Annotated in this window: 21 protein-coding genes; 10 read left to right on the top strand and 11 right to left on the bottom strand. The window is 53.7% G+C overall.

Annotation, left to right across the window (positions count from 1 at the left end; genetic code table 11):
* Nucleotides 1-18 precede the first annotated feature (18 nt).
* From HF650_RS11490 to HF650_RS11440, 11 genes are all read right to left on the bottom strand, one after another.
* The gene (locus HF650_RS11490; RefSeq protein WP_187802479.1) at nucleotides 19-1,575 is read right to left on the bottom strand and encodes a PP2C family serine/threonine-protein phosphatase; all 1,557 of its coding nucleotides are present in this window, start codon (nucleotides 1,573-1,575) and stop codon (nucleotides 19-21) included.
* Nucleotides 1,575-2,615 (bottom strand): TerY-C metal binding domain-containing protein, encoded by a 1,041-nt coding sequence (locus HF650_RS11485; protein WP_187802478.1) that lies wholly within the window; start codon nucleotides 2,613-2,615, stop codon nucleotides 1,575-1,577. The genes HF650_RS11490 and HF650_RS11485 overlap by 1 nt, the downstream gene beginning before the upstream one ends.
* Nucleotides 2,616-2,701: 86 nt before the next feature.
* Nucleotides 2,702-3,340 carry a VWA domain-containing protein gene (locus HF650_RS11480; RefSeq protein ID WP_042716801.1) on the bottom strand — a complete coding sequence of 213 codons (639 nt, stop codon included), beginning with the start codon at nucleotides 3,338-3,340 and terminating at the stop codon, nucleotides 2,702-2,704.
* Nucleotides 3,340-3,981 carry a TerD family protein gene (locus HF650_RS11475; RefSeq protein ID WP_187802477.1) on the bottom strand — a complete coding sequence of 214 codons (642 nt, stop codon included), beginning with the start codon at nucleotides 3,979-3,981 and terminating at the stop codon, nucleotides 3,340-3,342. Before HF650_RS11475 ends, HF650_RS11480 begins: the two co-directional genes overlap by 1 nt.
* A 21-nt stretch (nucleotides 3,982-4,002) precedes the next feature.
* Nucleotides 4,003-4,641 (bottom strand): VWA domain-containing protein, encoded by a 639-nt coding sequence (locus HF650_RS11470; protein WP_187802476.1) that lies wholly within the window; start codon nucleotides 4,639-4,641, stop codon nucleotides 4,003-4,005.
* 291 nt (nucleotides 4,642-4,932) lie between these two features.
* A complete protein-coding gene (locus HF650_RS11465) occupies nucleotides 4,933-5,406 on the bottom strand; it encodes a tellurium resistance protein TerW (RefSeq protein WP_187802475.1) in 474 nt (157 codons plus the stop codon).
* A 160-nt stretch (nucleotides 5,407-5,566) separates the two neighbouring features.
* Nucleotides 5,567-6,523: an HpcH/HpaI aldolase/citrate lyase family protein gene (locus HF650_RS11460; RefSeq protein ID WP_187802474.1), complete on the bottom strand. Its 957-nt coding sequence runs from the start codon at nucleotides 6,521-6,523 to the stop codon at nucleotides 5,567-5,569.
* Complete coding sequence (locus HF650_RS11455; protein ID WP_187802473.1) at nucleotides 6,523-7,602, bottom strand: cysteine protease StiP family protein; 1,080 nt, start codon at nucleotides 7,600-7,602, stop codon at nucleotides 6,523-6,525. The genes HF650_RS11460 and HF650_RS11455 overlap by 1 nt, the downstream gene beginning before the upstream one ends.
* Before the next feature lies 1 nt (nucleotide 7,603).
* Nucleotides 7,604-8,377 (bottom strand): hypothetical protein, encoded by a 774-nt coding sequence (locus HF650_RS11450; RefSeq protein WP_187802472.1) that lies wholly within the window; start codon nucleotides 8,375-8,377, stop codon nucleotides 7,604-7,606.
* A complete protein-coding gene (locus HF650_RS11445) occupies nucleotides 8,370-9,512 on the bottom strand; it encodes a phosphoribosyltransferase domain-containing protein (protein ID WP_187802471.1) in 1,143 nt (380 codons plus the stop codon). Before HF650_RS11445 ends, HF650_RS11450 begins: the two co-directional genes overlap by 8 nt.
* A gap of 9 nt (nucleotides 9,513-9,521) precedes the next feature.
* On the bottom strand, nucleotides 9,522-10,580 hold the full coding sequence (locus HF650_RS11440; protein ID WP_187802470.1) for an ATP-grasp domain-containing protein: 1,059 nt from the start codon (nucleotides 10,578-10,580) through the stop codon (nucleotides 9,522-9,524).
* A gap of 319 nt (nucleotides 10,581-10,899) precedes the next feature.
* Between HF650_RS11440 and HF650_RS11435 the strand changes: the two genes are divergently transcribed.
* From HF650_RS11435 to HF650_RS11390, 10 genes are all read left to right on the top strand, one after another.
* Nucleotides 10,900-11,481, top strand: a complete 582-nt coding sequence (locus HF650_RS11435) for a TerD family protein (protein WP_187802469.1) — start codon at nucleotides 10,900-10,902, stop codon at nucleotides 11,479-11,481.
* A complete protein-coding gene (locus HF650_RS11430) occupies nucleotides 11,481-12,653 on the top strand; it encodes a TerD family protein (protein ID WP_187802468.1) in 1,173 nt (390 codons plus the stop codon). The genes HF650_RS11435 and HF650_RS11430 overlap by 1 nt, the downstream gene beginning before the upstream one ends.
* A 22-nt stretch (nucleotides 12,654-12,675) precedes the next feature.
* The gene (locus tag HF650_RS11425) at nucleotides 12,676-13,131 is read left to right on the top strand and encodes a tellurite resistance TerB family protein (RefSeq protein ID WP_187802467.1); all 456 of its coding nucleotides are present in this window, start codon (nucleotides 12,676-12,678) and stop codon (nucleotides 13,129-13,131) included.
* Between the two features lie 22 nt (nucleotides 13,132-13,153).
* A complete protein-coding gene (gene terC, locus HF650_RS11420; RefSeq protein WP_124968343.1) occupies nucleotides 13,154-14,194 on the top strand; it encodes a tellurium resistance membrane protein TerC in 1,041 nt (346 codons plus the stop codon).
* 48 nt (nucleotides 14,195-14,242) lie between these two features.
* Nucleotides 14,243-14,821 carry a tellurium resistance membrane protein TerD gene (gene terD / locus HF650_RS11415; RefSeq protein ID WP_000116676.1) on the top strand — a complete coding sequence of 193 codons (579 nt, stop codon included), beginning with the start codon at nucleotides 14,243-14,245 and terminating at the stop codon, nucleotides 14,819-14,821.
* A 55-nt stretch (nucleotides 14,822-14,876) separates the two neighbouring features.
* A complete protein-coding gene (locus HF650_RS11410) occupies nucleotides 14,877-15,452 on the top strand; it encodes a TerD family protein (protein ID WP_187802466.1) in 576 nt (191 codons plus the stop codon).
* Nucleotides 15,453-15,663: 211 nt separating this feature from the next.
* Complete coding sequence (locus HF650_RS11405) at nucleotides 15,664-16,911, top strand: VWA domain-containing protein (protein WP_187802465.1); 1,248 nt, start codon at nucleotides 15,664-15,666, stop codon at nucleotides 16,909-16,911.
* A 1,026-nt stretch (nucleotides 16,912-17,937) separates the two neighbouring features.
* Complete coding sequence (locus HF650_RS11400) at nucleotides 17,938-18,363, top strand: hypothetical protein (RefSeq protein WP_145526030.1); 426 nt, start codon at nucleotides 17,938-17,940, stop codon at nucleotides 18,361-18,363.
* Nucleotides 18,364-18,508: 145 nt separating this feature from the next.
* The gene (locus HF650_RS11395; RefSeq protein ID WP_187802464.1) at nucleotides 18,509-18,898 is read left to right on the top strand and encodes a hypothetical protein; all 390 of its coding nucleotides are present in this window, start codon (nucleotides 18,509-18,511) and stop codon (nucleotides 18,896-18,898) included.
* Between the two features lie 419 nt (nucleotides 18,899-19,317).
* Complete coding sequence (locus HF650_RS11390) at nucleotides 19,318-21,522, top strand: sugar kinase (protein WP_187802463.1); 2,205 nt, start codon at nucleotides 19,318-19,320, stop codon at nucleotides 21,520-21,522.

The following is a 21,522-nucleotide window of genomic DNA, read 5'->3' as shown; positions in this document are numbered from 1 at the left end:
ACCCGTAACGCGTGTCAGTCACCATGCCACCACAAGGGTGCGGTCATCATGGTTGCCTGGGGAGAAAAAGTTGAGCCACTCAGCGAGACGTTCCGGCGCCTTCCCGGCATCTGCAAGCAGGGGTGAAAGCTCGTTGACCAGTTGCGTCCACTTCTCGTCGCTGCGCAGGCCGTTATCCGTTTCAAAGTGCGGATCGGAGACGCCATCGGTCATCAGGATCAGATGGGAGACATCCTGCCACTTGCCGACGCTGATACGCCCGGAGAAGGCGGGATCGGCAATAATCGACGCGTCGAGAAAGCGCGTCTGGCCGGCATATTCGCCGCTGTCTGGATTACCCAGTATGCGTACTTTGCCTGAAGGACTGTAGGCCGCAATCGCGCCATCACCCAGCCAGAACGAGGCAGCAAACAGCTGCTCATCGATGCGCAGCGAGACGGTCGCCAGCAGCGTGGTGGAGTAGGTTTTTACCGGCTGCTCCGCGCGAATAGCCTCATTTGAGATGCTATTAACCGCAAGGGTTGCCGCCTGCTTAAAGTGGTGAAGCATTGCGCTGATGGTGTTTTGCTGCTCATCTCTGCCCCAGCGCGCAATCTGCTGCTTTAACTCCGCGCCTCGCGGCCCGCGTAACTGGCTGAAGAGATACTCCCCGGCCACTTCGGCGGCGATTCGTGACCCTTCGCGGGAGTTTGCCGCGCTGCCCGCGCCATCGGCCACCAGCATTACGCTCCAGCCTGTCTCTTCGCTGTGGTTGAGGTAGAAGTCATCATCGCGGAAGCTGCCCGCATGCTCATGGGAGCGCCCGCGGCGGCTCGCCCCGGCGATCTTCACGCCATCGCGGACAATCCCTTCATGTTCGACATGCGCTTTCGGGTAGGGAGCATCGGCGGGTGGCTCAATGATTTTCCACAGGCTGCGCGGATCGGGGTTCACCACAAACAGCAGCGGCGTTTCGCCATTGCCGTGCGAGGCGCAGGACCAGCGCACCAGCATCTCGATGTCGCCGCTCTGTGACGGCACGCCGCTCAGTGCCTGCTGCGCCTTGTCGAAATGAAGCTCGCACGTTTCAGGGATCACGACATCATTAATCGTTGCCGTCTGCCCATCATCCAGCGTGATCACCAGCGGTGCGCAAAAGGCTTCACCTACGCGGGCATTCGGCACGCTGATGCGCGCGCAGGGCGCTGGGCGCGGTCTTGCAGTTTCAGCAGATCGCGCTGGCGGCACCTGGCCTGGTTTCAGTGCTGGCGGCGTTGGGTCAAGGGTCGCTTTTGGCGGCGTCTCAAATTCGTAATAGGGCATTAGCTTCCACAACTCCGGACGCGGCGCGGCCTGTTCAGCGTCAGGTTCTGTTATCGCGTCGTCTGGTGATTCGATCGCTTCAGCGCTCTCCCGAGCCTGCGGTGTTGTGGTTTGATCCTCGACGGCCGCGAGCTGGTTTTCCAGCTCGGTTAATAACGCATCCAGCTTGTCCCGCAGCGCAGGCTCCCCGGACAACGCAGTTAACTCTGCCTCGCCGACTTCATGCCCGCGCGAGTGCAGAATAAAGCCGATAATCTCTTTTTCAACGCTCATTAGCCTCGTCCTCTGCTCACGTCAAAATCGGAATCTCCGCCGTTATCTCTGAAGGAGAGCACTCTTTCACACCATGGGCAGACGACCTCATCAGGCCCATCGATACAGAGCAGTTTGCCGCAGGCGCACATGGCAAACGCGCTGGCGTTACCGCAGTGGGGGCAGCCCGGTACGCCGTGCAGATCGCGGGTATTTACCTGCACGTTGTAGGTCGATGCGTCAGACCAGGTGAAGTACTCTTCATCAATAGGGTAGCAACCGGCAATATTGAAGTTGTTCAGGTTAAGGCGGAAATCGAGACCGGAGACGTTCACCGGTGGGCGCTCATATTTCATCAGATAGGGGCGGCGGGTTTTGCTGCACCGCCCGGTGAGGGTCACACAATTCTCATCATAGGCGCGGACAACGTCCTCTTTCGCCAGCCGGACGATATACTCCGTCTGGTTCAGTTCGGGGGGCTTCTCTTCACCCACGCTGCGGCTATGGGCAGTGACGGAGGCGGTTATCCACTTAATAAAGCGTGTAAAGTCACCTTCACGGGACTCGGTAAACAGCATCACATTTTCCGTGAGCTGCCTGAGTATATTGAGATCTGCCGAGGGGCCAAGACCGACCGCGATCAGGTTAACTTTGCGGGCGTAGTGCTCCTTCCAGCGTTTGATCTCCATGCTGGGATCATCCGTCGGGCGACCATCGGTCAGTAGATAAACAACCGGTTTCCAATCCCCTTTAACTTCATGGGTGGTGACCCTCACCTGGGTGTCGATCTGCACGCTTAGCTCGCGCAGCGCAGCACCAAGATGGGTGCCGCCGCCAATCGGCAGACGCGGCGGGTAAAAAGAGGCGATTTCATGGAGCGGAACAATGGTGCGCGCAATGCCCGCAAAGGCAATGACCGAGACCCAGGCGGTCTCCAGCGCATGGGGATCCTTTCTTAAATCACTGACGATCATTTGCAGACCATCGTTCATTTTTTTCAGGTTTTCACCAATCATGGACTCTGAGCAGTCCAGGACAAAAAATACCGGAAGGCGTCTCATTACTTATCCTCGTGAGGGCCGTGTAACGCGAACAAAGGGGAGTGGCAGAGAGGCCCAGCACGCCAGCGCGTTGCCTCTGCTGCGCCTTACAGCACCAGCTGGATCTCCGGTGGTGGCGGCGGAAGGTTATCCGAATCGTTATTTACCCCCGCGCTGGAGCTGCCCGATGAGACGCTCGCCGAGACCCATTTAAAGAAGCCCGCGAAGGCCGTTGAATCGAGGGTTTCGAGCGATACCACCTTGTCTGTCAGCTGTTTAAGGTGCTCATGGCCCGCTTTTGGGCCGACCGCACAGGCGATGATTGAGCCAAACGCGCGGCTACGAATCGCTTTCACCGCTTCGCCATAGGCGAAGGCATCAGACGGCGTGCCATCAGTCATCAGAAAGACCAGCGGTCGCCAGTCACCTTTCTGATCGCCATCCGCGCGACGGACATCCCGGTCGACGCACTCAATCAGGCACTCCAGCGCCGCACCGGTAAAAGTGGCACCCGCGCTCGGCACCACAATGTCGGCGAACTGGAAATCCTCCAGCGGTGTCAGAGGAATAAACTCACGCGCCGCGTTATCAAAAGTGATAATCGAGATATGGACGCTTTCAAGGGCGTAAGGATCCTGGCGAAGGGCGCTCAGCATCGCCTGAATACCGACGTTGACGGCATGGATCGACTCGCCGCGCATTGAGCCGGAGGTATCAATCACCAGATAAACGGGTAAACGGCGCATCACATATAGTTCCTCAGGTGGGCAACAAAGGAGTCTGAAGGCGACGGCTCGCCGATGGCATTCAGCTTCCAGCCGGTCGGTTCACGCACCAGCTCGGCAAACACCATTGAGCGCTGATGAGCAAAGTTTGGCCCGCCGGAGAGGTCAAAGCGCGCCATCTCAACGTTACGCGCATCGACGGCACGAATAAATGCGTTCTGCACTTTACCGAAGTGCTGCTGCAGTTTTTCGCCGTTATAGATCTGCACGATAAAGACAATTTTTTCATACCGGGCATCCAGCGAATTGAGCTTGACGATGATCTGCTCATCGTCGCCATCACCCGCGCCGGTACGGTTATCGCCCGTCAGCCAGATATCGCCCGACTTATGCCGCAGGCTGTTGAAAAAGATAATGTCACCGTCGACCAGCGTCGGTTTGCCATTCTCCACCTTGCCGAGATCGGTCACTTTGCCTGCGGCGTTACACAGGAAGGCAATCACATCAAGATCGTACTCCTCCTCTTTCTTGCCAAACAGCCCGCCCAGTAAACCTTTCTTCTCTTCGTTGATATCCCAACCCAGGCCAATGGTGACGGAGGAGAGATCGTGCTCATTTTTCTTCAGGCTCACGCCCTGGCCTTTGCTCAGACTGACTGACATAACAACCCCTTAATCAATGATTTATAGAACGACGTTTACTTCCGGCGGCGGTGGCGGCAGGTCATCGAGGCCAATCACCTCTTTTTTACTGGATTCCACTTTCTGGCTGCCTACCGAGATGCTGGCACTGACCCATTTAAAGAACGCTTTGATGGATGAGCTGTCGGCGGTATCAAGCTGCAGTACCACTTCGGTGATCTCTTTCAGCACGCTGGTGTCTGCATCGTGACCCGCGGCACAGGCCACCACGACGCCGGTACGCGCCGATTTAAAATCCTGCAGCCCTTTGCGCCAGTCGTCGGTCGGAGAACCGTCGGTCATCAGAAACACCAGCGGTCGCCAGTCACCTTTGGTATCCGCGGTGGTTTTCTGCACTTCACTGCTGATGGCGCTGGCAGCCAGAGAGAGCGCCTCGCCAAGGGAGGTTGTGCCGCTGGCGGAAAGTGTCGGTAACTGGAAACTCAACAGATCGGTCAGAGGCACCGCCTGGCGTGCCGAGGAGTCAAAGGTGATCACCGAAACATAGGCGGTTTCCAGGGCGTACGGATCTTGCTTGAGGGTGGTAAGGAGTGTCTGCACGCCGTTTTTGACGGCTTCGATCGGTTCGCCATGCATTGAACCGGAGGTATCAAGCAACAGATAAACGGGTAGTCTTCGCATTATCTAATCCTGTTAGAGGTATGAAGGTTTGTATCCAGCAATAGCAGAGAAAGCCGGGAGAGACTGTGAATTGCAGCGAAGCGCAGGAAAAAAAGAGAGCCTTAAATGAAATTGGCGCTTTTTCAACAACTTCATAGCGTTATGCCGCGCGGCCTCTGCGAAGTTTAGTCCGCATTCAGCATGGCGACCAGGCGCACTGCGTGTCAAGACGCCAACTTTTATAGGCATCAACAGGGAAAGAGAGGGAGAGGGGCAATAAGTGGTGCCCGGCATGCTGCCGGGGCACGGGAATTAACGCGCGGACTTTTTGGCGTTGAACTCTTTAATCAGATCGTCGACGGCGCGTTCGGCCAGTTTTTCGACGGCTTCGCTGCGCGTCGTGCCGCTGAGGGTTGCCAGGCGATCGATCTTGCGCAAGATACGCATACGCAGGGAGAGCGAGACAGCGGTTTTTTTATCTTTATCGAGGAAAACTCTGCCGCCCGATTCACTGGTTTTTAGCTCCGCATGTGCGGCCAGAGCTTCATTCATCCGACGCAACGTCTTTTTATCCAGCTGCCCCGGATTAACAAGGTGATAAGAGTGCGCCGCCTTGCTGTACTTTATCTCCGCAGAATAGGATTCACGCAGCTCTTTCAGCGCCCGGGTGAGGGTCGGCTCTGAGCACTCCAGGCTGGTGATAATGTCAGCCGCGGCGACGGGTTTACCGGAACCCAGTAAATTGGCGAGCTTAAAAATCCTTGCCTGTCTGGTGTTTAATTGCATCGTTAGGTTTAGCCTGCCTTAAAGGTAGTGGATCAATTGCGTTCAGAGCGTCAGACATTAACGCTGCGCTATTCTTCTCTCAGTTCGCTTCCCTGAACAAAATGGTCATCAATGCTATCAGGTCGATCCTCAATATGAGCTAAATCATGCACGTCACGGCTTATTGCTGCTGAGTGGCAGGAAGCAGCCTGATGCCATCTGCGCTCTGCTCATTGACCAGACCATACACCTGTGCCCGCTCGAGAATACCGGCAGCCCAGCGACGATGCGTCGCCGGTTCGCACATCGCCCCCTGGGATTTGAATACCGCCTGGGTCGAGTTAAGGATGCGCAGGGCGTCGGAGTGCTCTCCCTGAGTGACCATCAGCGCTCGCTCAATCACCGCTATCTGCCGCGGGTGGATCGCCGTTTTACCGACCAGACCATGCGCCATATCCAGCGCCAGCTCGCGCGCCATCACTTGATGATCGTCAATGTGTTCGCAAACGGGCGCGGTCAGTGCGAAATCACGCGGTGCAAATACCGATACCAGCATTTTGATCACGTATCCCATCGGACTGTCATAGAGTGTCAGCTCGCGTGGTCGACGCAGGGAAACCACGTTCATCAGATCGTTGCCGCCGATGCGCAGCGCAATAATCCGGCTGTGACAGGGGTGGGCAAGCAGAGCGATAGCCAGCTCGCGCATCTGAACAACGTCAAACACCTCTTCAGTTTCAAGAGTAGGCATCATACAAAGATGCGTGTTACCCATGATCGCCCACCACTGCGGCAGTGCGCTGAGGGTGAATTTTGGCAGCACAAAGCCATCAATGGCGGAAAGGTCAAACTGTTCCGTCAGCCATCTTCCCATCTCAGGGTGGCGAGGGCGAATGAACACCAGCGGCCAGTCACTATTGCCGCCGGCCTGTTTAGCATTGTTGAGCGTTTGTAACAGCTGCGCAAGGTTGGCGAGGGCATGCGGCATATCCGCTTCGCTGACCGCGTCTTCCAGACAGATCACCAGTGAGCGCAGGCCGGGGATTTTTCCCTCAAGGATCGCCCCGGCAATATCGTTACGTGTCGCGGGCATGTAGAGCGTCGCGCCCAGATGCCAGGGTGAAAGGCGTGTAGTCATCAGAGTACCTTCTTGATTATCGTAACGGCCCGGTACTGTCCGAGAAGCTCGCCCATCTCAGTAACGGCAATGCCTTTTTCGCTCGCAAGCCCGACCAGCAGAGCAACGTCAGGATCGTTGATTGAACGCACAAAAACATGATCGGGCACACGGCGCAGAACCGCGCGCGTCGCCTCCGCAATCCCCGGTTTGATGCGGTTAACGGTGTCGACGCTGAACTGCTCAGCGAGGTAGGCGATCACCTCCCGGCTTTTTTGCCATAACGCCTGCGCGGCGCTGAGATCCCAGTGCAGGGCAGGGAGATTCTCGGGTTGCAGGGTGTTACGAAAATGCGCAACGGTATCGACCAGCATCCGGCTACACTCATATTCACGCAGATGATCGCAGACCACACAGCCGTGGAGCCCTTCCTCTCTCCAGACCGAGCGGGAGATCAGGCCCGATACCGGCGCACCCATAATACCGAAGGGGATCAACCAGTCGTCATCGCTGGCCGCCAGCCATGAGCAGCCGCAGGGATCGGCCAGCACAACGAGATGCGGTTGCTGCGGGTAGCCTGTGCGTCCTTTCAGAGTACGTATCAGCTCACCGGTGATCGCCCCTTTACCCGTCCAGCCGTCAACAAACACAATGCCGCGCGTGCCGTGCTGGCGCTCAATAATATTCAGCGCTTCACCGTCAATGCCGCGGTCACGGATGATACTGATACCATAGTGGAAAGAGGTTTTACCCATATCGCGCAGTGCCTGATGCAGCATAACGCCGAGGGGAACACCCGCGCGGACGAGGCTGACCAGAACCACGGGTTCGTCGCCAAAACGCGCCGCCAGCTCCCGGGCAAGCTGCGTGACCTCTCTGGCGAGCCGCTCTGCGCCCCTGTCCAGCGCGCGTTTAAACAGATCGAGATGCCACTGCGTCGGTGCCGGCTCCTGGCTGAGCATATCGGAATAGTGCTTTTTGCCTGACTGGATGAGCGCCTCTTTTTGATCGACAGGGGTCATCTCCATCTCAACAGGCTGAAGCAGGAACTCCACGTCGCCCGGTAGATAGGAGCCGGAAAATCTCTCTTGTGGCTGCATGTTAACCCTCATTAAAAATGCGCTGCGCAATGGCGTCGGCAAACTGGCTCTGACGCGGCATCCCAAACCAGCTACAGAGCTGCATAAATCGGTGATCGCTCAGGCTGTCGCCGAGGCCCAGCACCGGGAAAACGCCGCGCTCGGCGCGCAGTTTTTCCAGCAGCCAGCTTACGGCCAGCCCTTTCTCGACGGGCTGCGGAAGCCAGGCGACATTGTTACTGTTGCGGTGAATGTAGAAGCCGTCGGTTGGAAATTGCTGTTCGATCTCATCGGCGATGGCATTAAGTTCATCAAGGCGCGTGCTGTCCCGGTGTTTCATCACCATATAGATTGGCGTGCCATCATATTCATAATTTAGTCTTGCCCAGGCGTTAATGCCTCTCGCCTCCATCATTTCGGTGATAAGGCGCTGCATGGTTACCAGCCTCTCCCCGTAAGTAGACAATTTGTCGAGCATGTGTGCTTTCCACTCCTCATCGGGCTTACCCTCTGGCGTCAGGATCACCGCACCATGGGTGGTAATGGCCCAGGAGCGGAAGGGGATCTGCACGCGGCTAATCTCTTCGGTTCCCCTGGCGGTGACCGGAATAAGCTCGGCCTGCTCCAGCAGCCAGTCCACTAACATCGACTGCTCTTCGGTCATAAAACTGCGTGGCGACAAGGAGCGGTCCACGGCACCGGTGCGGAAAGGCTCAAGCGCCAACTCATCGACCATTTTCCGACGGGTCTGGAACAGGGTGTCATCAAGATCGCTCAATACGACCGGCTTATTCATAGGTAACAACCTCAACAACAGGGGCAACATCCGCCAGCACCTTCAGCAACTGGGGATCGATACTTTCAGCCGCCGTCTCGGTGCAGAGCAGCACGCGATCAAACCGCTGGTGGCCGACGTTATAGACAAAATTAGCAATGCCGAGACCATAGTTGTCGGTAAAGGAGATAGCCGATTCGATGGCAAAACCCAGGGCAATGGGCGAGCGGGTCGTGGAGCTGTACAATGCCTGCGCACCGGCTTTTTCAAGACGCTCGGCCAGCAAAAATGGCTCCCAGACAAACTCACCGCTGCCGAGAACCAGCACGCGTTCACCCGGTGCAACGCGAATATCGCGACCCAGGTCGGCGGCCGGCGCGATCATCCCGAGACGGCCCCAGCTCTGTTTACCGATGATCTCCCACGCGCCACGGGATGTGACGTTAACGGCAGGCATGACCGGTACAGGCGCATCGGGAAAGGGGGTCCAGCTCCATTCACCGCTCACCAGAGAGACTGACGTTACCGGCAGCGGGCAGCGCGCCGGTAGGGCACTGTTGCTCCAGTCGGTCAGCGTAACGGCAACCACCTGTTCCAGTTGTGGCAGGTGGCCGGTTTCACGCAGCGCCGCCAGCAGGTTGATAAAGGTATTGCCGGTTGTCGCTTCGTCATCAATCATTACCAGCGTACGCGCGTCCCTTACCCGGCGGCGCATCTCTTCATCACCCGGCCAGTAGATCAGATGGTCTGTTGCATGGCTGTGCTCTTCTTTAAACTCGCACAGCAGTTCACCCTCAACAGGGTGGCGGGTCGAGGTGAGATAAACCGACTCTCTATAGGTATGGCGCAATTCGTCAAACACGCCAGCGCCCAGACCCACGGCAGTCTCGGCCATACCGATAAACAGCACAGGGCCTGGCAAATCGGTCGGGAACTGGCTGGCGAGCTGTTTGTAAGCCTGGCGCATAATGGCAGGCGATACGGGAATATGGCGGCCAAGCACTTTACTGACAAAGAGAAACGCCCGTTTAGGGTTACGTCGCTCGGCAATTTCAAACAGGTTTTGCAGCGCGATCTCTCCCTCGCTTCGCGTCACCTGGATAATGCCGCAGGAGAGCGTACGGCGATACAGTGCATCTTCAGGCACGAAAGACATAATTCAGCCTTAGTTTAGTCGGTTAGAGAGGGTCTGCGGATAGAGCAGAACGTCCGTTACGGCTCTGACCGCAACGGCTGCGAAAGAGGAGGCTGCGCGCGTCGTGATCTCATCTTTTGTCAGCAGACCAAGCTTATAAGCCGCAAACAAGCCCGGTAAGTTGACGCCGCTATGTTGGGTATAGCCTATACCGCCGGAAGGGCGCATGTTGATCTCCAGCAAAAGCGGCGTTCCCTGATGATTGTTGCGTGTCTGCACGTTAACCAGCCCGTCTGCGTTCATCGCGCGGGCACAATTACAGGCAAGCTCGAAAGCGGCACCTTCGTTAACCAGATATTGAATCGCGCCCTCTTTTCTGCGGCCCACCGCGGCAAGAACTTCGCCGTTGTCGGCTAAAATATCAACAGAGTATTCCGGGCCGGGCAGGTAGGGCATCAATACCAGGGGTTTAAATGACTCCGCTGTGGCAAGCGCAGCAAGATATTGCTGCGGGTTAACGAGGCGATTTTCGGGATGATTAAAGAGATCCATCGCCGACGCAGTGTCATCAAACCGCCAAAAACCCATGCCATAAATGCCGGTTACAGGCTTAACGCAAACAGGGCTGTCAGAGAAGGGGGGCGAAGCGAGATAGCTTTGCAGTTCGCTTACGGAATTAACGCGCCAGGAGGGGACGACCGGCAGCGCGTGTTGCTGCATCAGCCCGGCAAAAGCGACTTTATCTTCCGCTAAGGAAAGCCAGTTTGCGCTGGTGGCTCCGGTAGTCAGCGACACGCCGGTGGCCTCAATAGCAGCGCGGTTCTCTTCAAACCACAGGGTATTTCGGCCAGCGTGAATATGGTGAATGCCGTGCGTTGCCACGATGTCAGTGATGAACTGAAGCCGTTCATCCGCCTCCTGTGGTTCGAGCAGCGCATAATCCGCAACGGATAAGATTTCATTGCGCTCATGACGGTGTGAGGCGTACACGGTCAACGAAAGATGATGCGTATCGGCGAAGCTTTTAATCCCCTGGATGAGATCTTTTTGGGATGACAAACCTTCCATGAGCCAAATTTTGTTATTCATATTTTTTATTACCCGAAAAAGCATACGGCAAGCAGTGTTGGGTGAGTCTAAGAATGTCACCGGAGCATGTCAATCATAATATGATGAGTAAAACTGACGGCACGTTGGTTTTTTCAAAAAAAATCAAATTAGAATATAAATATATTTTTCAATATTTTAAGTAGTGAAAGCGCGATATTTTCAGGGCGGGAAATTTGCCTTTTTGCCAAAACCTACCAATATTTACCTTGTCAGAGAACTTCATCATGATATGATTTTTTTCGTTCGCGGTTAGCCTACTTTTGATTGTCATGACCATTACCAGCTTAAGGAAAAAGAGATGGTTTCATTAACAAAGAACCAGACGGTATCACTCAGCAAACAATCCTCGGCATTAAGTCAGCTTCAGTTTGGTCTCGGTTGGGATCCAATTAAGAAAAAGGGCCTGTTCGGCGGGCTGTTTAGCGGCGGCGACTCTATCGACCTTGATGCCGGCTGCGTATTAATGGACAGCTCTGGCAATACTATTGACACCATCTGGTTTCGCAAGCTGACCTCCAGCTGCGGCTCTGTCGTCCACAGCGGTGACAACCTCACTGGTGAAGGCGAGGGCGATGATGAAGTCATTACCGTTAATCTCACCCAATTACCCGCTAACGTTGAATATCTCGCTTTTACGGTCAACAGCTTCCGTGGTCAGACCTTCAATGATGTTGAAAATGCCTTCTGCCGCGTGGTCGACCAGTCTCGTAAAGAGCTGGCGCGCTACAAACTGACCGAGCAGGGCTCCCACACCGGTATTGTTATCTCTTCGCTGCGCCGTAACGGCGGGAACTGGGACTTTACGGCCCATGGTCACCCCTGCCGTGGTCGCACCATTGACGATATGCATGCCGATATCGTCGCAACGGTCGTACGCTAATGAACCTGACGCCAGGGGGCAATGCCCCCGTTCCAGCACAAGAGCTTCGGGTTCGGGTCACCTCTGGCGGCCCGGTTGATGCTTCAGCATTTCGCCTCTATGCCAGCGGCAAAGTGCAGGGCGATGCGGATATGGTCTTCTACGGCCAGACGCGCAACGACGATGGCTCAATCACTCTCGCCAGCGAAGGTCAGTATTCAACCTTTACTGTCGCCCTTAACCGCCTGAAGCCTGATGTGCAGAAGGTCGCTTTTACCGTGACCTGTGACGGCGGGCAGACGGTTGCTGGTCTGCGCACGCTGAGTATCGATGTAGAGCAGGGCGCAACCAGCCTGGTGAGCGGCGTTGTGGATATAACCGGACGTCAGGAAGCCGCGCTGATTCTGGGCGAGTTCTATCGCCGTAACGATGAGTGGAAATTCCGCTTCGTTGCGCAGGGTTTTAACGGCGGCCTGAAACCGCTGGCAGAGCATTTCGGTGTCGACATCGCCGACGATCCTGCGCCTGCACCTGTTTCACCGCCACCCGTGCCTCCGGTCGCTCCGCCGGCTCCGCCAAAAGAGAGCAAAATCAGCCTGAGCAAAGTGTCGCTCACCAAAGAGAAACCGGCGATCAGCCTGACTAAACGGGACAACTTTGGCGAGATCCGCATTAACCTCAACTGGCACCGCGGCAACGGAAAATCGGGCCTCGCCGGGATTTTTGGCGCGAAGGGCATCGATCTGGATCTTGGCGCGTTTGTTGAACTGCAGGATGGCTATAAATCGGTTATCCAGGCGCTCGGTAACGCGTTCGGGAATTATCACGGCGAGCCCTATGTTCAGCTGCAGGGCGACGATCGTACCGGTGAAGTGTCGGATGGCGAGTGGTTACACATTAATGGTCGTGAATGGAAGCAGATCCGCGAAGTCCTGATCTACGCTTTCATCTACCAGGGCGTGCCGAGCTGGGATAAGACGGACGGTGTTGTCACGATTCATATGCCCGATCAACCGCCTATTGAGACGCGTCTTACCGAAGGTGAAAACCGTCGCACACTGTGCGCCATCGCCAGGCTGGTAAACGAAAATGGTGCCATCAAAGTCGAGCGAATTAACCAGTACTTCAAAGGCCAGGACGAGATGGACCGGGCATTTGGCTGGGGGTTTCGCTGGAGTGCCGGCTCTAAATAACACAGCAACAAAGGAAACCACTATGAGTTTTTTTGACAAAGTAAAAGGTGCCATCAGCTCCAGTCGTGATGAACTGACCCGACAAGTTGGCCGTTTCAAAAACAAAAAATTTATGCAGGGTACCGTGGCGGTCTGCGCGCGAATTGCCGTCTCCAGCGATGGCGTGAGCGCTGAAGAGAAGCAGAAGATGATGGGCTTTCTGCGCTCTTCCGAAGAACTTAAGGTCTTCGATACCAATGAGGTGATCGAGTTCTTTAACAAACTGGTCTCGAGCTTTGATTTCGATATCGAAATCGGTAAAGGCGAAACCATGAAATACATCCTGGCGTTAAAAGATCAACCGGAAGCAGCACAGCTGGCTCTGCGTGTTGGTATTGCCGTTGCGAAGAGTGACGGCAACTTTGACCAGGATGAGAAAACTGCCGTGCGCGAAATTGCTCTCGCGCTGGGCTTCGACCCGGCTGAATTTGGCCTCTGATCTGCATCCCAAAGGGTAAATTATGGTTTCAACACACATCGGTTTTCCGACTGAAACAGTTATTGTTTTTATCGCGCTCTCAGTCGGTGCCATCTTTATTGACTTGTTTATGCACCGTGACGACAAGCCAATATCCCTGAAGAGTGCCGCGCTCTGGTCGCTCTTTTGGGTTGCGGTTGCGATGGCATTTGCCGGTTTCCTCTATATTCATCACGGCGCGGAAGTCGCCAGCCTGTTTGTAACCGGTTACGCGCTGGAGAAAGTACTCTCTGTCGATAACCTGTTCGTTATGATGGCCATCTTCTCCTGGTTCGCCGTGCCGGATCGTTATCGTCACCGCGTGCTCTACTGGGGTGTGATTGGTGCCATCGTGTTCAGGGGTATTTTCGTTGCGATTGGTACCAGCCTGCTGAGCCTTGGTCCATACGTTGAAGTGGTTTTCGCCATTATTGTGGCCTGGACTGCGGTGATGATGCTGAAAAGCGGCGACGACGATGATGAAATTGAGGACTACTCCCAGCATCTGGCGTACCGCATGGTGAAACGCTTCTTCCCGATCTGGCCAAAGCTGAAGGGTCATGCCTTCCTGCTTAATCAGAAGGAGGTGGATGCGGAACTGGCAAAACCAGAAAACAGTGATGTCACCATCGGCCGCGGTAAGAAAGCCGCCCTGTATGCAACGCCGCTGTTCCTGTGTGTGGCCGTCGTTGAACTTTCGGATGTTATGTTTGCATTCGACTCTGTCCCGGCCATTATTGCTGTTAGCCGTGAACCGCTGATTGTTTATAGCGCCATGATGTTTGCTATCCTCGGCCTGCGTACGCTCTACTTCGTTCTCGAAGCGCTGAAGCAGTACCTGGTTCATCTGGAGAAGGCGGTTATCGTTCTGCTGTTCTTTATCGCTGTGAAGCTTGGCCTCAATGCCACCGACCACATCTGGCACCACGGCTATAGCATTTCGGCGACGACCAGCCTGTATGTTGTACTGGGTGTGTTGGCGCTGGGGATTATCGCCAGCGTGATGTTCCCGGCGAAACCCGATTCAGAGGAAAAGGGGAGCTAATCCCCTCACGTATTACGCTAAATCCACAACAATTTGAGAGGTTATTTTATGAGTGTTTCTCTTTCCAAAGGTGGGAACGTCTCCCTGAGTAAAGCCGCACCGTCAATGAAAAATGTCCTGGTGGGCCTTGGCTGGGATGCGCGCTCGACCGATGGTCAGGACTTTGACCTGGATGCGTCAGCCTTTCTGCTGGCCGCTAATGGAAAAGTGCGCGGTGACGCCGATTTCATTTTTTATAACAACTTAACCTCTTCTGACGGCTCCGTAACCCATACCGGTGATAACCGTACCGGTGAAGGTGATGGTGATGATGAATCCCTGAAAATCAAACTGGACGCCGTGCCGTCTGACGTCGACAAAATCATCTTCGTGGTGACCATCCATGACGCGCAAGCGCGTCGCCAGAGCTTCGGGCAGGTTTCCGGCGCGTTCATTCGTCTGGTTAATGATGATAACCAGACCGAAGTGGCCCGCTACGACCTGACCGAAGATGCCTCAACTGAAACCGCAATGCTGTTTGGCGAACTCTACCGCCACAATGGCGAGTGGAAATTCCGCGCGGTCGGTCAGGGTTATGCTGGTGGTCTGGCATCCGTTTGTGCGCAGTACGGCATCAACGCATCTTGATCTCAAACATGGGCTGACGAGTCAGCCCAAACACAACTGTTAGCAGGAGCTAAAAATGGCAGTTTCTCTCGTTAAAGGCGGTAACGTATCTCTGACTAAAGAAGCACCTACCATGAATATCGCCATGGTTGGTCTGGGTTGGGATGCACGTGTAACTGACGGTCAGGGTTTTGACCTGGATGCCTCCGTATTCGCAGTAGGCGATGACGGTAAAGTGCTGTCAGACGCCCATTTCATCTTCTTTAATAACAAAACCAGCCCTGACGGCGCAGTCGAGCACCAGGGTGACAACCGTACCGGCGAAGGCGACGGCGACGATGAGCAGGTCAAAATCGATCTGACTAAAGTCTCTGCCGACATCAAAAAACTGGTGTTCGCAGTCACCATCTATGAAGCCGAAGCGCGTAAACAGAACTTCGGTATGGTGAGCAACAGCTTCATGCGCGTTTATAACAACGACAACGGCACTGAAATTGCTCGCTTTGATCTCTCTGAAGATGCGTCTACTGAAACAGCGATGATCTTCGGCGAACTCTATCGCCACGGCGCAGAGTGGAAATTCAAAGCCGTTGGGCAGGGCTTCGCGGGCGGTCTGGCTGCGCTTGCCTCTCAACACGGCGTTAATATCTAAACGATATAAAAATAAAAAACCCCGGAGCATAAGCCGGGGTTTTTATTTGTTTCTTATATTTAAATCGTCGCCGCGTTTATATTGTTTTGTGGCGGTGTGACTGCCGCACTATCACTATCATGTTGATGAAAAAGAGATGAATCCGCTCAGCGCTTCAGGCACGCCGCATGTCTGAGGGCAGGGCGCAGGGTTATTGATAAGGACAACACCTATGAGATTACAACCGGGACAAAACACGCCTTTGGCTGAGAATGTCATTACCTTGAACCTCAATTACACGGGGAAGGCAGGGTTTAAGAGCGAAGTCGATACCTGTCTGTTTATGCTCAATGCCGAGGGAAAAGTGAGTGGCGATGCTGACTTTATCTTCTTCAATAATCTCGCCTCTGCGGAGGGCGCGGTCAAACTGGCGCTTGGGCAGCAGCAATCCAGCGTAACCATTGCGCTCGATCGGGTTCCCGCCAGCGTCAGCAAGATTGCCATCACGGTAGTCATCGACGGTAGCGAAAGCATTGATGCACTGAGCCAGCTAAGTATCGCAGCGCAGGGGATTGCCGATTTTCAGATTGAGACCGCAGGGCGCAGCGAAAAAGCGATGATCCTGGCTGAAGTCTATCGCCACAATGGTGCCTGGAAATTACGTGCAATGGGGCAGGGGTTCAACGGCGGGCTTGAACCGTTAGCCATCAGCTATGGCGTGGATGTTGCCCAACCGGCCACAGAGTCTTCAACGGCGGCACCTGTGCGCATCAGCCTGGAGAAAAAGCTGGAAAATAAATCGCCGCGTCTGGTTAGCCTGGCAAAGAAAGCCACGGTCAGCCTGACAAAGAATAAGCTGGATACGCTGCAGGCAAGCGTTGCGTTTGTTCTGGATGCTTCCGGCTCGATGAGCGGGCAATTTCATAAAGGTAATGTTCAGGCGGTACTCGATCGTATCGCAGTGCTTGCCGCCCAGTTCGATGATGATGGCGAGATGGATCTATGGGCCTTCGGCAAAAAACATAAAAAATATCCGAATGTTACGCTGGATAATCTTGACGATTACATCGAGACAATACGTAAGAACGGTAAGCGCTCAATGTTTGAGATCCTGCCAGGGCTGGGCGGTGTGAATAATGAGCCACCGGTGATGGAAGAGATCATCGACTACTTCAAAGAGACCAAACTGCCGGTTTACGTGGTATTCATTACCGATGGCGGCATCAGCAAAACGCGCGAGATTAAAGAGGCGATTCGTCGCTCCGCAAACTACCCGATCTTCTGGAAGTTTGTCGGCCTCGGCGGTTCGAACTATGGCATTCTCGAAAATCTTGATGACTTTACCGATCGCCGGGTAGATAACACCGATTTCTTTGCGATGGATGATTTCGGCACCATGAGTGACGAAAAACTCTATGACAACTTGCTGGAAGAGTTCAGACCCTGGATCGATGAGGCCAAAAAGTTGAGGATCCTCTAACGATACGCAAAAAAGAGCCGGGGATCCTCCCGGCTTTTTAATAGTGGAAGCTTTTCACAATAACGGTGAAGAGGTTTTTGCCAAGAGAAGCAGATTTGATGCCCATGAAATAGGGAACGCGCAACTCGTTGGCTGAGATGAGGTTTGATGTATTGCCGACCGGATACGGGCAGAGCAGGGAACAATACGGCCGCAGCGAGAGGTTTGAGATAACAGAGAGTCTGGATGGATCCAAATATCTAATTTAACTATTCTGGGTTTACGGGTGCTACATAACTAAATCTATAATCAAAAAATTTTGCAATATCCTTTATTAAAATAACTTTATTCATGAAACAATCAAAATCACACAGTTATGAACTCAGTTTGAGTTCATAACTGTGTGGAAATCGGGCCATAATTTATACAAAATTGCGATTGTTTGTTCATGAGCCTGCCTTTCTGATTTCGTGATTAATATCACATTTTTATTTAGGCCCGCTTATCGCTCAAAGCGGCCATATCAAATGGATGCATGACAGGATTGGTTAGTAGCAGGAAGAGGACGTTTGGGCATCTGGCCCACATGAACAGCGCGTCTTTGTCCGGAGCATTTGCTGATGTTGGTGACGCCTTTGAAATGCAGCGTGAACCACAGCATGGCCTGCCATTGAACACCTGCTGATTTCTAAACAACTTTATGAGGTTCGATCTGGCGGAAGAGGGCAGAAGGACGTTAAGAAAAGTGACGACTCCACTTCCCAATAAAACGGCAACCAATAATGCTGCATATGTAATCGAAGGAATCTCCCTCGTTTCTTCGTGATAGTGCCAGCATCCACGCTAGCAATGTGTTGGCCATCATCATGGCTATCTTGCCAGGAAAAGCGATAAGTAATTCTCGTTTCTGGTGACATGAAATGTGTAAAAATCACTTTTGCCGAATGAGAGTTACCGCGAGTCTGCGCTGTGGTCCGTGACGCTCTGATTCATCCGCTCTGTAAGACAGTGACTATCCCTCCGATTCATTATAAACAAGGAAAGACCATGTTCGGATTCTTTAAAAAGAAAAAACCTGACGCTGCGCCCGGGCAGGGTTCCCGACTGACGGCGCAACAGTTTATCGCGCTGACGCTGAGTGATGAAAAGCTGTCAATGCCTGTGTATCTGCCGGGGATCCGCAGTGAGGCCGAATGCGACGAACTGGGTTTATGGCCACTCATCTACATCTGGAATGTGGATCGTGCCGCTGGCACGTTCAGCCTTTCTGTTAACGGTAAAGCCATCGCCCACCTCCTTGAGCCTTTCGTGCCCCGTGAAGACCCAGCGTATGTCGAAATTCGTGATGAAGCGATGAAGGTTATAGCTGAGGCTTCAACGCAGTCCGTGCTGGCAACCATAGAGAAAACGGGCCTCATGCCCGATGTTTTGTTCGCGTACCACGCTGAGGATGTACAGCAGGAGCAGGGCTAACCGTCAGGGAGTGCGTGAGATTACGCCAGGGATTTTATTAGTCAGTCCTGTCATCCTAATGCTAAATATTCGTCAAGAAATGCTTCAGGTTGCCGAAATATACGATAAGCATTATTCAAGAACATAACTAAAAGGATGGATCCATATGAAGAAACTGCTGCTTCTTGTTCCGCTCGTGTTTGCTGCTCCGGTACTGGCTTCTGAAGTGACGGTGGGTCAGGTTTGCAAGGCTGTTTCTGCGGCAATGTTCGGTCGTGACCTCAAAATCATGCGGCTGGATAAAGTCGAGTCAGGTATTGCTTACGTACATTATATCCGACAGAACGATGGAACCCGCTGGGCCATCAAGTGCAAACTTATCGGCAATCAAGTGATGTGGGCATCTGACAATCCTGACAGCACCGGTCGCTGGCGGGATGATCCTGCAGACAGCACGGTCAGATATGCTGTTGAGGGTAAAAAAAACATTATTACTGAGGCCTACAGCGACGGTTCCAGCAGCTCCAATTCTTATCCGTTGAAGCAACTACAGTGACTACACACAAGCTTCTAATTATAGCCTGTGAGCGACTGGTCCCTTCAGGGCGCATTTGACTATGCGGATGAGACCTTTGACGTGTGCCAGGAGCGGACTTTACTAACGCCGCTGATGTATTAATCCATGAAGAGCAGGTCATATTTTTAATATAAATTGACTGGTGCGCTAATTATTACAGGAACATCCCCGATACATATTACCGCTTCCATTGCTTTTTTAAGCGCGTGTACATTTGTACGACTGGTGGCTGTGCCGGTGACCTTTTCCGAAACTGTCGTGGATGCTGCTGGGACAAAAGGTTCTTTGAAAGGGACGTTACTCACTCCAACTTCAAAACCAACCGCCGTTGTTCTTATCGTACCAGGCTACGGGCCGACCGATAAGGATGGATAATTAAGACCTGCTGAGGATATGAAATGCCAATGGAATCACCTGAAATTCAGCTCAAGGCTCTGAATAATGCTTTGCGTCGTTTACGTGGGGCCTGCTCCGCACTTGACGGTGAGGAGCTTGATGAAAAATTACTTGAGGTCATGCGACGACTGCTGCTTGCTGAGGTGCTCGCCGATACCTGGATCGTGGCGATAGGCGGCTCGCAAGGGGCTGGTAAAACGACGCTGATGGCGAGCCTGTATAACCTGCATCATGACAATAGCGGCTGGTTACGCAGTAATGAAGGACGCGGCGAGAAAATGCCGGTACTGATCCTCGAGAGTCGTGAGACTAAAGTAGCGCAGGGTTATGTCCGCCGCCTGGTCGAAACTGGAAATGGTTTGACGCTGGATGATATCGGCGTCGACGTCAACGAGTTTCAGCGCGCGGTCTGCGATCCTGATGCCGGGGATTTACTGCCGATACTGAAGGTACCGCAGCGTTATTTTACCCGCAATAACCAGGCCTGGTTACTGCTTCCTGGTTATGAAAAACAAGAGCGTGAAAATCGTGAGTGGCAGGAACTGATGCGTCAGGCGATGATAGCGGCAGGCGGTTGTATTATCGTGACCGATGAGACGCGACTGGCAAACCAGCAGCAGCTCGAAATCGTCAAAGATATGCTGGAAAAAGAGCTTAAGAATTGTAAACCTTATATTGTTATCTCCAAGACAGAAGCGTTTCGCCACAATCCGCAACGTCAAGCTGAATTAAGAAAAAGCGCGGCCGAAACCTTCAATGTCGCTGCCGAATATGCCGATAACAACATTATTTTAACCGGCACCGACGATCCGGAATACGTAACAGAATGGATGCCGCACCTTCGTCGGGCCATTGACGACCTTAACTTTTCCGGACAAACCAACCGTTATCTCCAGTTAACCCACCTTACTGGGATTGTTAGTAAGGATCTGCCGCGCGTCATGAATATGATCCGCACCCAGTCACGTCTGTATTACCACAGTGATAAAGGCGGCCAGGACGATGGCAGCCAAGTGCTGGCCGAAGCTCTGGAAGTGTTTGACACTACCGTGCAGGAACTGCGGGAGGAGCATACCAAAAAGGTAAAAATGTGCATCGCTAAAAATTTTGAGGCGGCGAAGGCTAATATGGACCGTAGGCTGGTCAAGGAGCATGAGGGATTTGCCAACTGGATATCGAATGCATTTGATACCACCAGTGAGACAAAAGGCAAATTGCAGAAACTGGTTCAGGATTCATGGCAGGACGCATCAGCTGATTTCTTCGACGACTATGTGAACAGTCTGCAACAATTGACGGCGGCGAAACTCAAGCCCATTCCAAACGGCAACGATCGCCCAAACTTGCCTGCATCACCGAAGCTGGAGAAGCTGGTAGCACTTGGCTATATGAATAGCGCCGGGCAGCCCGTGCAACACGAACAGCTGGATGAGGAAAAAATAAGTAATATCAAAATGTTGCTAAATCATGGTGCCACGTCGAATGCGGAAAACATCCCAGTGGTGAATAAACAGCTGAGGAAGAGCGTGGAATTGATCCCGGTGCTCTCGCTAGAGTACACCCGCCTTGTGTACGCCATGCCTGAGATTTGCAAAGAGCTGCGGCCCTACGTCACGCTTGAGCAGGACGATGGCGAGACATCCGCGGGTAACGTCGCGGCAGAAGGGGTTCAAACTCTCAACACAGGGGTTGATCTTGGCAAGACCGCAATAAAATCACTGGCCGCGGTGCTGGCGATTGACGTTGTCAGCGATGGCGATTCCGATATCCTCGGCGCGCTCTTTGGCCAGGATAAGCCTTCTGCTGACCCGGCGGGTTCACCTCTTCCCCCCGCACCGGTGATGATGCATCCTGCTGCCGTTGCGGTAACAGCCGTTGTGGCGGCGGCCTACGTGACCGCGGCTGCAGTAACGCGAATGCGTACTTTTGAGAAAAAAGCGAGCAGCCAGGCACACGTCATGCTTGCCAGTGTTCATGACCACCATATTGAGCATTTACGCAATCAATTCGATGACACGATGAGCGCGGCGCGTAAGCGGATTAGCGAAACGTTACGTGCGCGTTATCACATGGACGAAATGCTGATGCGCAAGGATCGGCTCGCGAAAGCCATCGCCGATGTGAATGCCCTTATCGACGACCTGCGCAATGAGCTGGGTTCATCGGCTACGGGCCTGCAAGTATTAATCACCAGCCGTGGTGAGTGA

The organism is Kosakonia sp. SMBL-WEM22, assembly GCF_014490785.1.
GTDB lineage: Bacteria > Pseudomonadota > Gammaproteobacteria > Enterobacterales > Enterobacteriaceae > Kosakonia.
This window is presented reverse-complemented; position numbering and strand designations above follow the sequence as displayed.